The organism is Corynebacterium sp. MSK047, assembly GCF_030232285.1.
Classification (GTDB): Bacteria; Actinomycetota; Actinomycetes; order Mycobacteriales; family Mycobacteriaceae; genus Corynebacterium; species Corynebacterium jeikeium_D.
The window spans coordinates 16,460-28,103 of the sequence record NZ_JASPJI010000027.1; the positions used below are offsets into that span (position 1 = coordinate 16,460).

Here is an 11,644-nt window from a genome sequence, read left to right on the forward strand (position 1 = left end):
TGCGGAGGTTTTTGTACGTTGTCGTCTGTGTTGGGTTATTCGCGAGTTAGGGCTTCCCGACCCTGATACTCACGCAATGTTTCGTCGTTAAGCGAGAAACTATGCGGAGTCAGCGTCGGAACGCTCATCGCGGGACAGGTTAATGCCGAGGGATGCGGTCGCGTGGTCGAGTTCCTCATCGTCGGAGGAGCCCAACTCAACCGGAACGCCGTCGGCCGAAAGGACCTCAACGTTCAGGCAGAGCGACTGCAGTTCCTTCAGAAGCACCTTGAACGACTCCGGAATACCCGGATCCGGAATGTTGTCGCCCTTCACGATTGCCTCGTAGACCTTGACGCGGCCAACCACGTCATCGGACTTGATGGTGAGCAGCTCCTGCAGGGTGTAGGCAGCGCCGTATGCCTGCATTGCCCACACCTCCATCTCACCGAAGCGCTGACCACCGAACTGGGCCTTACCACCCAGCGGCTGCTGGGTAATCATGGAGTACGGACCGGTGGAACGAGCGTGAATCTTCTCGTCGACCAGGTGGTGCAGCTTCAGCATGTACATGTAGCCCACCGAAACCGGGAACGGGAACTTCTCGCCAGAGCGGCCGTCGAACAGCGTGGCCTTACCGTCAGCGTTGACCAGCACCTCGCCGTCACGGTTCGGGCGGGACGACGCGAGCAGACCAGCGAGCTCCTCGTTCTCAGCACCGTCGAACACTGGGGTTGCGACCAGGGAGTCGGACGGAACGTCGTGCAGGTCTGCCGGAAGACGCTTAGCCCAATCCGGGTCGCCCTCAATGCTCCAGCCGGCCTTCGCCAGCCAGCCGAGGTGAACCTCGAGGACCTGGCCGATGTTCATACGACGCGGAACACCGTGGGTGTTCAGAATGATGTCGACCGGGGTGCCGTCCGGCAGGAACGGCATGTCCTCCTGCGGCAGGATCTTGCCGATAACACCCTTGTTACCGTGGCGACCTGCCATCTTGTCGCCGTCCTGGATCTTGCGCTTCTGCGCAACGTAGACGCGGACCATCTCGTTGACACCCGGTGCCAGGTCGTCATCGTCTTCACGGGAGAAGACGCGGACGCCGATGACCTTGCCGGACTCACCGTGCGGAACACGCATGGAGGTGTCACGGACCTCGCGGGACTTCTCGCCGAAGATAGCGCGCAGCAGGCGCTCCTCCGGAGTCAGCTCAGTCTCGCCCTTCGGCGTGGTCTTAGCGACCAGGATGTCACCGTCGCGAACGTCGGCACCGATGCGGACGATACCGCGGTCATCCAGATCCTTCAGCATCTCCTCGGATGCGTTCGGGATGTCACGGGTGATTTCCTCCGGACCCAGCTTGGTGTCGCGGGCATCAATCTCGTGCTCCTCGATGTGAATCGAGGTCAGGATGTCCTCCTCAACCATGCGCTGGTTCAGGATGATGGCGTCCTCGTAGTTGTGTCCTTCCCACGGCATGAATGCCACGAGCAGGTTCTTACCAAGTGCCATCTCACCGTTGTCGGTACCCGGACCGTCAGCGATGACCTGGCCGGCCTCAACACGCTGGCCTTCGTCAACCAGAGGCTTCTGGTTGTAGCAGGTGCCCTGGTTGGTGCGTTCAAACTTGCGCAGCAGGTAGGTGTGGCGCTGGCCCTCATCATCCATGATGGTGATGAAGTCTGCCGACACGGTCTCGACCACACCGGTGGCCGAAGCGACAATGACATCGCCGGCGTCGTAAGCAGCACGCTGCTCCATACCAGTACCGACGAACGGAGCCTCCGAACGCAGCAGCGGCACAGCCTGGCGCTGCATGTTCGCACCCATCAGGGCACGGTTAGCGTCGTCGTGCTCGAGGAACGGAATCATGGCGGTAGCCACGGAGACCATCTGACGCGGGGAAACATCGAGGTAGTCGACCTCATCGGCGCGGACGGACTCGACGTCACCACCCTTCTTACGAACAGACAGGGTCTCCTGAACGAAGTGGCCGTTCTCGTCGATCGGGGTGTTGGCCTGCGCGACGACGTAGCGGTCTTCCTCATCAGCGGTGAGGTAGTCGACCTCATCGGTGATGACACCATCGCGGACGCGACGGTACGGAGTCTCAATGAAACCGAACGGGTTCACGCGTGCGTAGCAGGACAGCGAACCAATCAGACCAATGTTCGGACCCTCTGGGGTCTCAATTGGGCACATACGACCGTAGTGGGACGGGTGAACGTCTCGAACCTCAAGGCCAGCACGGTCACGGGTCAGACCACCCGGGCCCAGTGCGGACAGACGACGCTTGTGGGTCAGACCCGACAGCGAGTTGTTCTGGTCCATGAACTGGGACAGCTGGGAAGTACCGAAGAACTCACGGATAGCCGCGGAAACCGGGCGCACGTTAATCAGGGTGGTCGGCTGGATCGACTCCACGTCCTGAGTGGTCATGCGCTCACGAACCACGCGTTCCATGCGGGACAGCCCCACGCGGACCTGGTTCTGAATCAGCTCGCCTACGGTACGCAGACGACGGTTACCGAAGTGGTCGATATCGTCGGTCTCAACCGGGATTTCGACACCTTCCGGCGAGGTCATAACATTCTCGCCGTCGTGCAGGCGCACAAGGTATTCGATGGTGGTAGCAATATCCTGCTCGGTCAGAACCATCTCGCCGGAGGCATCAGCGCCCAGACCCAGCTTGCGGTTGACCTTGTAGCGACCGACCTTAGCCAGGTCGTAGCGCTTCGGCTTGAAGAAGTTGTTCTCCAGCAGAGCCAGCGCGGACTCGCGCGTCGGCGGCTCACCCGGGCGCTGCTTGCGGTAAATCTCCAGCAGAGCCTCGTCGGTGTTTGCAACACCGTCCTTCTCCAGGGTGGCCATCATGATCTCAGAGAAGCCGAAGCGCTCCTTGATCTCCTCGGTGGTCCAGCCGAAAGCCTTCAGCAGAACCGTGACCGGCTGGCGACGCTTACGGTCAATACGAACGCCGACGGTGTCCCGCTTGTCGACGTCGAACTCCAGCCACGCACCGCGCGACGGAATAATCTTCACCGAGTGCAGCGGGCGCTCGGTGGACTTGTCGATGGTCTCATCGAAGTAGACGCCCGGAGAGCGCACCAGCTGAGAAACAACGACACGCTCAGTTCCGTTGACGATGAACGTACCCTTGTCCGTCATCATCGGGAAGTCACCGATGAAGACGGTCTGGCTCTTAATCTCACCGGTCTCGCGGTTGGTGAACTCCGCGGTGACGTAGAGGGGAGCCGAGTAGTTGATGTCCTTATCCTTGGACTCATCCACGGTGTTCTTGACGGAGTCGAACCATGGGTCCGACAGCGTCAGGGACATCTTCTGGGAGTAGTCCTCGATCGGAGAGAGCTCTTCTAGAATATCTTCGAGACCGCTGGTAACCCGAGCGTCTTCTCCGAGCTCCTCCTGGCGACGAGCACGCCACTCAGGCGTGCCAATGAGCCATGCGAAAGACTCACGCTGCAGGTCGAGCAGACCAGGAACCGCAATCGGCTCCTGAATCTTTGCAAACGAGTACCTCTTCGAAGCTCCGGGAATACCGGTTACTGCCTTGGTCTGGCGGGAGACTGCCAAGATGCGTCCTTCCAGCACCTCACGCGGTGGAGCACACCGGCAACCGGTGGTGCGCTCCGCCCGCTTGGTTTATACGCGATTCAAGTTGCAGGAATTATTTCTGTTGCGCACCGGGATACTTTGCGTCTAACCTTTGGTCACACACGAAAGTGATTCCCCCGCCACTTGGCCTCCAAGACCAGCCTTTAAAGGCGAGCCCCGAGCCCTAACGGCGGCGCCGCAGCAACTCCTTTAACAGCTAGATGCACGAAAAACGGTGCTACATAATAGCCCCGCGCTCCGAGCGCAAACTATAAAAGAGCTGGCGACAGATACACTAATTCCAGCGCAACGATTTAGCCTATATCAAAAACTGGCAGTTGTCTAGTACAACTTGACAAATCGGGCGTGTCGCATTCACCCGTTACCGATATAACGATGAGGCCTGGGCGCTATGGCCGTCGTAAAGCGTTACTCTGCTTTACGACGGGTCGAAGGACGCACGATGCCCACGATTGCGATGAATACCAGAATTGAACCGGACGCAATGAGGCCGATTGACCACGGCTCTAGAGCTGGGCGCTGGAAATTCTGTATTGCGCCAAAGAGAAGCTGATTGGAAAGGCCTTCGTCCATCTTGCCGTTGAAGCGCAGGTAGTCCATGATCGGCTCGCCGTCGCGGGTCTCCCACCAAAGGTGGATGTCCTCGGCCATATCGATGACCGAGCCAGACTTCGGCTCAACCCACAAATCACGGGTGCCCTGGTACTGGAGGAAGCCGGACTTGTCATCCTGGGTTAGCTGAGAGACATAAGAACGGTACTTCTGGGCGAGATTCGTCTTCTCAATGTCCTGACGGAAATGCAAGACACGGTTACCACCGCGCTCCTCTTCCCCGACAAACTTTGCCGGCAAGGAATCGTGGAGGAGATCATCAAAGATCAGGTATTCCTTTTCCTCCGTGTCGGCCGGGAGCTTCACCCAGTTCCCCTCGAAAGCCACTGACCGTGGAACGCCCGCCATGCGGTCGACAAGCGTCGCAGGAGCCAGCGCCTCGCCGGTGAGTCGGTCGATGGTAACTGTCCAGATATTGGCCTCGATAAGCTCCGTCAGCGGGTCGGTGCCGATAACCTCAGGGGGAAGCTCACGCATTTCAGTCACGCCGACGCGGAGCGAAACCTTGTCCGCATCCGCGGGTTCGATGAGCACGCCGTGAAGCTGTCGCTGCAGCGGCGAGTGCACTTCTTCCCGCTTGCCCTCTTCGTTAATCCTGGTGGATACGCCGTCTTCCGCCCGCAGGGTATACGACACCGGCGGCAGGTCAAGCGGCATTTTGGGATCAACATTGAGCACTTTGGGCAGCAAAATGCCAGCAGCAAGCAGTGCGGTGCCTAGACCCAACAGAAGGATAGACAAAATTCTCGGCCGTGAGAGCATGTTAGATACTTTACAGGCCAATAAGGGTAATCAAGACAATGAGTGGGCTGGTTTTTGCCTCAACTCCCTGTGACGGGTGAGATTAGTGAGGTTTTGCCCGGGTCAGGCGGGTTAGCAAAGGCCCCAGAAACAAAAGAACCGCCAACGCCGGGCACGAAGCCCAGAATTGGCGGTCATAATTGGTAGCTTTAGGCCACTACCGGGGCCGAGGCAAGTAATTGAATTACTTGAGGGCAACCTTTGCGCCAGCCTCTTCCAGCTTAGCCTTAGCAGCCTCAGCGTCGTCCTTGGAAGCACCCTCCAGGATAGCCTTCGGAGCGGACTCAACCATCTCCTTAGCCTCCTTCAGGCCCAGGCCGGAGACGATCTCGCGGACAGCCTTAATAACGCCGATCTTCTTAGCGCCAGCGTCCTCGAGGACGACGTCGAACTCGTCCTTCTCCTCAGCAGCAGCCTCGCCGCCAGCAGCGCCTGCAGCAGCAACTGCAACCGGAGCAGCAGCGGTAACGTCGAACTCTTCCTCGAAAGCCTTCTTGAACTCGGTGAGCTCAACGAGGGTCATTTCCTTGAAAGCCTCGAGCAGTTCCTCAGTGGTGTACTTAGCCATGGATATTCTCCTATGAGTGTGGTGCGGCCGCTCCCCTCAGAGATCCCTGGGGTCGAAGCCGTCAAAGTGATATTGAAAAGTTTTTCGCGTGATTTAGTTCGCGTAGATCGCGAGCCGCTCGGGATTACTTCTTTTCCTCGAGTGCCGCAGCAAGGCGGGCAACCGAGGAGGTCGGAGCGTCGAGCAGGCCAGCGACGTTCGCCAGAACGCCATTGAAGGCACCAGCCAGCTTTGCCAGCGTGGTCTCACGGTTATCCATATCCGCAAGAGCCTCGAACTGTGCTGCATCCATTGCAGCACCGTCCATGTAGCCGCCCTTGATCACGAGGTTCTTGTTGTCACCGGCGAACTTCTTAATCGCCTTAGCCGCATCCACAGCCTCGCCCTTGATGAAGGCGACTGCAGTCGGGCCGTTCAGGTGCTCATCAAGACCCTCAATCCCTGCCTCGTCGGCAGCGATCTTGATCATGGTGTTCTTGGCGACGGAGTACTTAACATCAGCACCGAGGGCGCGACGCAGTTCCGTGATTTCCGCAACGGACAGGCCGCGGTACTCAGTCAGCACGATAGCGTTGGACTCTTCGACGTCCTGCTTCAGCGCTGCAACAGCTGCAATCTTCTCAGCATTTGCTGCCATGTGTACTCTCGCCTCCTTCCTGGTCTTTGCAATTTTCCGCTCGGCCAAGTAAAGGATTCTGTTGCGCAAATACAACAAACGCCCCAATCCTCGCACAAGGATGGGGCGCACAATTCTTGTGGCATGTTCCGCTTCAACTCCGCCGACCGCAAGGACAACAGGTGAAGTCAAACTGCGCAAGCGCTTCCAAGTCCTCCTGCGTGGGCCGCTCACTGTATTCCTACAATGAAACCTTCAATCCGCTTCTTTCAAAGCGAATGACCGACGGTCTTCGGTGAAACTTGAGTACCAACCTCCATCTTCCCAACTCGATGTTGGTACCGATTGGAAGCCGGTCAAACTTCGTGAAGAAACTTTATACCAGACCCTGGCAATTAACCAAATCGCCTATCCAAACCGCGCCGGACCTGGCTCTCCGAAGCGGCCGAACTCCAGGTCCTTCTCACGTTGCTGGACAATCATCTCGAGCTCGGCAAAGTACGCATTCAGGTCGTCGTCGGCAAGCCAGAGCACTTGGTCGGCGTAGTCGAGCACCACGCGCACCATGTCGTCGGGATGTGCGTCCAATCTGGCGGCGTCGAGAATATCCACGGTGAGTGTCAGTGCCACGCGCACAACCGGCGGGATCTGCGATGCCAGGCACTGCTGCGCCACGACATTACGCAGCTCGACGGCCTCCATCCGCGCGATGATGCGCAACAGCCGCACGACCACGACCTGCGCCGCCCGAGCTTGTAGAGCTTCCTCCTCACTCATCCCCGGAAGCACCACAGAGTCCTGGATATTGCGGCGAAGGACCTCAGCTACGCGCTCGTCCTCCCCTAGCCCCGTCAGTACCTCGCCCAGCAGAGTCTGTCCCGCGATGCGCAGGCAGGGCATGTCATAGGCGTCGTCGCCCAACGAGTCGAGATACGAGATGAGCTGCGGTTCAATAATTCCGGAACCGTCGTCGAGCTGCGCCAGGCGATTAATCTCGCCGAGCGCCTCCAGCCCTTCTTCGGGTTCCAAAATTAACGTCATAGTCGCGATTTTAAGCAACAAACTTTGGCTGTGAGTCCATTTCGCCTGGATTAGTTGTTTGGATTAGCAATTCGCTTTACGACGTCTACCGCGCCCAAGCCCCCACCGCGCTATCGATACCCCTTATGCCAATGCAAAACCGCCACCTCACACACTCTGGAAAGTGCGCGCGGCGGCGGTTTTAAAGAGCTTTGCTCAGAGTCACTCTCGAGTGACTCGTGAAGAGCACACTCGCCTATCGGCTGATGCTGATTTAGGCGGTGTAGTCCTTGATCACGCTGGTGTCAACCGGGATGCCCGGGCCGTTGGTGGCGGAGACGGTGATCTTCTTCAGGTACTTACCCTTAGCAGCGGACGGCTTGAGGCGCATCAGCTCGTCGATAAGCGCACCGTAGTTCTCGGCCAGCTTCTCAGCGTCGAAGGAAGCCTTACCGATAACAGCCTGCAGGTTTGCAGCCTTGTCGACGCGGAAGGAAATCTTACCGCCCTTGATCTCGGTGACAGCCTTAGCGACATCCGGGGTAACGGTGCCGGTCTTCGGGTTCGGCATCAGACCACGCGGGCCGAGGATACGAGCCACGCGGCCAACCTTGGCCATCTGGTCCGGGGTAGCGATAGCAGCGTCGAAGTCGGTCCAGCCGCCCTGAATCTTCTCGATCAGCTCCTCGGAACCGACGAAGTCAGCGCCGGCCTCTTCAGCCTTGGTGGCGTTCTCGCCAGCAGCGAAGACGACAACGCGGACGGTCTTACCGGTGCCGTTCGGCAGGGAGACAGTGCCGCGAACCAGCTGGTCAGCCTTGCGCGGGTCAACGCCCAGGCGGATGGCAACGTCGATGGTGGCGTCGTAGTTCTTGGAGGAGGTCTCCTTGGCCAGGTTAGCGGCCTCGAGCGGAGAGTAGATGCGGCCGGCGTCGATCTTCTCGGCGGCGGCGCGGTATGCCTTAGAGTTCTTGCTCATGAAAAGTCCAATCTCAATTAAGTGAAATGGTTGGATTGTGGTGTGTAGCGGGCCGAAGCTGGCCCTACCACTTGATGAAGGAGCAGCTAAACGCTGACGGTTTACTTTGCGCCCTCGACGGTGATGCCCATGGAGCGAGCGGTACCGGCGATGATGCGTGCACCCATCTCGATGTCGTTAGCGTTCAGGTCCGGCTTCTTCAGCTCGGCGATTTCCTTGCACTGCTCCCAGGTCACGGAACCGACCTTGTTGGTGTGCGGAACGCCAGAGCCCTTCTGAATGCCAGCGGCCTTCAGCAGCAGCTTAGCTGCCGGCGGGGTCTTCAGAACGAAGGTGAAGGAGCGGTCTTCGTAGACAGAGATTTCAACCGGGACAACGTTGCCACGCTGGTTCTCAGTTGCTGCGTTGTAAGCCTTGCAGAACTCCATGATGTTGACACCATGAGCACCCAGTGCCGGACCAACCGGCGGAGCCGGGTTAGCCTGACCAGCCTGAATCTGCAGCTTAATAATCGCAGAAAGCTTCTTCTTCGGAGCCATCGGATTAACCTACTTCCTAGTTACCGGGGCACGCCGCCCCGATGAAAAGGCGACTCACCCCGTCCGGATGCCGACGCTTTACGACGACCCTTGCGCCCTCGACCATCATGGCCGCTGGCGCTGGTCATCGAGTTGGTGCCAGCCACCGGGGATACGAATTACTTGGCGCATCTGTGCTCAAGGCACAAAAATGCACGCCTGGCTACGTTACCGCAGCGTATGGCGTGCATCAAAATCCGTTACCGGATTGGTTGCGCGAGCGAGCTAGCTGGTGCCTTGCTCGGCGCTTGGCTTGGCGGTGCTCTCCGCTTGGCTCTGCGCCTGGCTTGAGGTCGGGCCTAGTTCAGCTTCTCGACCTCATCGATGCCCAGCTCGACCGGGGTCTCACGGCCGAAGATGGAAACCAGAGCCTTCATGCGGCCGGTGTCCGGGTCGATCTCGGAGATGGTCGCAGCCACAGATGCGAACGGACCGGACAGGATGGTGACGGACTCGCCGACCTCGTAGTCGATGGCGACGGCCTTCTTCTCCGCCTGCGGCGCCGCTGCGACAGCCAGCTCACCGTCGGCGTTTGCAGCTTCCTCAGCGGCGTCCGCGGTGATGGTCTCCTTCGGCATGAGGAACTTAGCGACCTCGCGAATCTTGACCTTGGACGGCTGGCCCTCGCTACCGACGAAGGAAGTAACACCCGGGGTGTCGCGGACGACGGACCAGGACGGGTCATCCAGGCTCATACGAACCAGAACGTAGCCCGGCAGCAGCTTGCGCTTAACGATCTTCTTCTTGCCGTCGTCCTTGCGCTCTTCGACTTCCTCAACCGGAACGATGACCTCGTGGATCTGCTCATCGACACCCATGGTCTGGGCGCGCATTTCCAGGTTGGTCTTCACCTTGTTCTCGTAGCCGGAGTAGCACTGGATGATGTACCAGTCGCCCGGACGACGCTTGAGCTCACGCTGGAACTCGCGCAGGCGCTTACGGTACTCGGCATCTGCGTCAGCAGCTGCCTGTGCCTCAGCGTCAGCGGCAGTCTCCTCTGCCGGCGCTGCTTCTGCTGCAGCAGAGTCAGCTGCGGCTGCGTCGGCTGCGGCTGCGGCTGCACCCTCGGCCGGAGCTTCTACCTGAGCCGGTGCGTCCTGCGCATCCTGCTCAGTTGCGGCAGCATCCGCGGACTGGGCGTCGGAGAAAATATTCTGACCATCATTCATGTCGTGCTAACCCCTCTTGTATCTACATCAACGGTTCGCGACATTGGCATCTTCGCCTAAAGAGCCTTAAGAGCCAATATGCCATCCGCAATCAATTCGCACAGCCAGACACCAGCTGCGCTAACGAATAATCCCGCCGTCCGGAACTCGGAGGCGGGATGAAAAGCATCACTGCGAAACAGTATAACCGATTACTTACCCAACACCGATCGGACACCCAGACCGGCCAGCGTGTCCACGCCCCACACGAGAGCAATCATGGCAATCAGGAACAGGATCACGATGATGCTGTAGGTGACCATCTGGCGGCCGGTCGGCCAAATCACCTTGCGCAGCTCGTCAACAACCTGCTTGATGAAAACCAAAGGGTTACGAGTCGAAAGCTCGTTGGTCTCCTTCTCACGCGCAGGCTTCTTCGCCACGGTGGTCTGCGCGCCCGTCGCCTGGCGCTTACCGGACGGGCGAGCCGCCGCCTGGAAAGTCTGGTTTTCCTCAGACACGATGCTCCTTCGCTACTTCGTGCATATGAGACCTAAAGATACTGCACAGTGAAACTCAAACGTGAATTCTTCAAGGGCAAACTCCGGGGAAGTTCTCCGGAGCCAAGCCCCCACTGTGCAGAGCAAGTCTGGTTCAGTGCGTAAATTCTAGCCGATAATCCACACTATCGAAGAAATGCCCTTCGTGGGAACCGCAGGCTTCGAGATTCGATTCTGACAACCCCAAAGAGCTACGGGCTGCTCGCTCGGGCTGCTCGCTGGGGCTGCAAATGTGAAACTGTATGGGTTTATGACACTTTCAAGCCATTTTTCGAGCCATTTTTGTCATAAACGCAGTCAGTAACTCGCATTGCCCCACCGCCACCGAACATAAACGAAAAACCCGCCACCCAGACGCATTTTCATACGCCCTGGATGACGGGTACTTGCAGGGGCGACAGGACTCGAACCTGCAACCTGCGGTTTTGGAGACCGCTGCTCTACCAATTGAGCCACGCCCCTTCACCACCAGCGAAAGAACTTTTCAGTCCTTAGCTGACAATGTCCCACCTTACTGCATTGCTGCATAATCAAGGCGGGGTTCGACGAACATCACTGTCCGTAGTAGCGATGGGGGGGATCGAACCCCCGACCTCACGATTATGAGTCGTGCGCTCTCACCATCTGAGCTACATCGCCCCTATTCTCTACCGGACATAAGTCCGTATAAAAGAACAGAGCCCCCTGACAGAATCGAACTGTCGACCTTTTCCTTACCATGGAAACGCTCTGCCGACTGAGCTAAGGGGGCATCAGCATCCGTTGAACTCAGCACGTAACTCCGTGGCCAATTGTTGACCGCTTTGTTTCGTTCTGTGCTCTCCGTGAAGCCTTGCAAAGATTAACCCGAAATCACCACTAAGCACAAATCAGCAGGTAGGCAGCGGTATTTCTTGTCATGTTTGCAGACATTTGGCGCGCACTTATGGATAATCTATTCACTTATCGATGAGCCCCAGCGGAACCATAAGTGAATAGCTCATCGATGAGTGGCTGACCTCTAACTCGAGCCCCTGCCCCGCTTAATCCAGAGCCCCTCACTCGAGCCCCTACCCCAAACCCCTGCCCCGCATCGGGTTAAGTAAAGAAAAGTGTGTCCGCATGCCACCATAACCCCAGACCACACACCACAAATCACCAAAGAATAGCT

General features: G+C 58.3%; 9 protein-coding genes and 3 tRNA genes. All 12 read right to left on the reverse strand.

What is annotated here, in order from left to right; translation table 11 throughout:
- Positions 1-99 precede the first annotated feature (99 nt).
- Positions 100-3,588, reverse strand: coding sequence for a DNA-directed RNA polymerase subunit beta (rpoB, locus tag QP981_RS10050; protein WP_042388391.1), 3,489 nt, complete (start codon positions 3,586-3,588; stop codon positions 100-102).
- A 432-nt stretch (positions 3,589-4,020) separates the two neighbouring features.
- Complete coding sequence (gene pgfA / locus QP981_RS10055) at positions 4,021-4,986, reverse strand: cell envelope lipid trafficking protein PgfA (RefSeq protein WP_049170045.1); 966 nt, start codon at positions 4,984-4,986, stop codon at positions 4,021-4,023.
- Between the two features lie 223 nt (positions 4,987-5,209).
- Positions 5,210-5,593, reverse strand: coding sequence for a 50S ribosomal protein L7/L12 (rplL, locus tag QP981_RS10060; RefSeq protein WP_016422047.1), 384 nt, complete (start codon positions 5,591-5,593; stop codon positions 5,210-5,212).
- 124 nt (positions 5,594-5,717) lie between these two features.
- On the reverse strand, positions 5,718-6,230 hold the full coding sequence (rplJ, locus tag QP981_RS10065) for a 50S ribosomal protein L10 (RefSeq protein ID WP_016422046.1): 513 nt from the start codon (positions 6,228-6,230) through the stop codon (positions 5,718-5,720).
- A gap of 387 nt (positions 6,231-6,617) precedes the next feature.
- Positions 6,618-7,250: a hypothetical protein gene (locus QP981_RS10070; protein ID WP_147765949.1), complete on the reverse strand. Its 633-nt coding sequence runs from the start codon at positions 7,248-7,250 to the stop codon at positions 6,618-6,620.
- Positions 7,251-7,503: 253 nt separating this feature from the next.
- Positions 7,504-8,208 carry a 50S ribosomal protein L1 gene (gene rplA / locus QP981_RS10075; protein WP_016422044.1) on the reverse strand — a complete coding sequence of 235 codons (705 nt, stop codon included), beginning with the start codon at positions 8,206-8,208 and terminating at the stop codon, positions 7,504-7,506.
- Between the two features lie 101 nt (positions 8,209-8,309).
- Entirely contained in the window at positions 8,310-8,747 is a 438-nt protein-coding gene (rplK, locus tag QP981_RS10080; protein ID WP_016422043.1) for a 50S ribosomal protein L11, read from the reverse strand.
- Positions 8,748-9,085: 338 nt separating this feature from the next.
- Entirely contained in the window at positions 9,086-9,955 is an 870-nt protein-coding gene (gene nusG, locus QP981_RS10085; RefSeq protein ID WP_284857917.1) for a transcription termination/antitermination protein NusG, read from the reverse strand.
- A 191-nt stretch (positions 9,956-10,146) separates the two neighbouring features.
- Positions 10,147-10,455, reverse strand: coding sequence for a preprotein translocase subunit SecE (gene secE / locus QP981_RS10090; RefSeq protein ID WP_016422041.1), 309 nt, complete (start codon positions 10,453-10,455; stop codon positions 10,147-10,149).
- 428 nt (positions 10,456-10,883) lie between these two features.
- Positions 10,884-10,956: transfer RNA gene (locus QP981_RS10095), tRNA-Trp, on the reverse strand.
- A gap of 103 nt (positions 10,957-11,059) precedes the next feature.
- Positions 11,060-11,133 (reverse strand) — tRNA-Met (locus QP981_RS10100).
- Between the two features lie 39 nt (positions 11,134-11,172).
- Positions 11,173-11,245: transfer RNA gene (locus tag QP981_RS10105), tRNA-Thr, on the reverse strand.
- Positions 11,246-11,644: the final 399 nt, after the last annotated feature.

Coding starts and splice junctions, on each gene's coding strand:
- pgfA (WP_049170045.1), bottom strand. CDS start 4,986: ATGCTCTCACGGCCGAGAATTTTGTCTATCCTTCTGTTGGGTCTAGGC.
- rplL (WP_016422047.1), bottom strand. CDS start 5,593: ATGGCTAAGTACACCACTGAGGAACTGCTCGAGGCTTTCAAGGAAATG.
- rplJ (WP_016422046.1), bottom strand. CDS start 6,230: ATGGCAGCAAATGCTGAGAAGATTGCAGCTGTTGCAGCGCTGAAGCAG.
- QP981_RS10070 (WP_147765949.1), bottom strand. CDS start 7,250: ATGACGTTAATTTTGGAACCCGAAGAAGGGCTGGAGGCGCTCGGCGAG.
- rplA (WP_016422044.1), bottom strand. CDS start 8,208: ATGAGCAAGAACTCTAAGGCATACCGCGCCGCCGCCGAGAAGATCGAC.
- rplK (WP_016422043.1), bottom strand. CDS start 8,747: ATGGCTCCGAAGAAGAAGCTTTCTGCGATTATTAAGCTGCAGATTCAG.
- nusG (WP_284857917.1), bottom strand. CDS start 9,955: ATGAATGATGGTCAGAATATTTTCTCCGACGCCCAGTCCGCGGATGCT.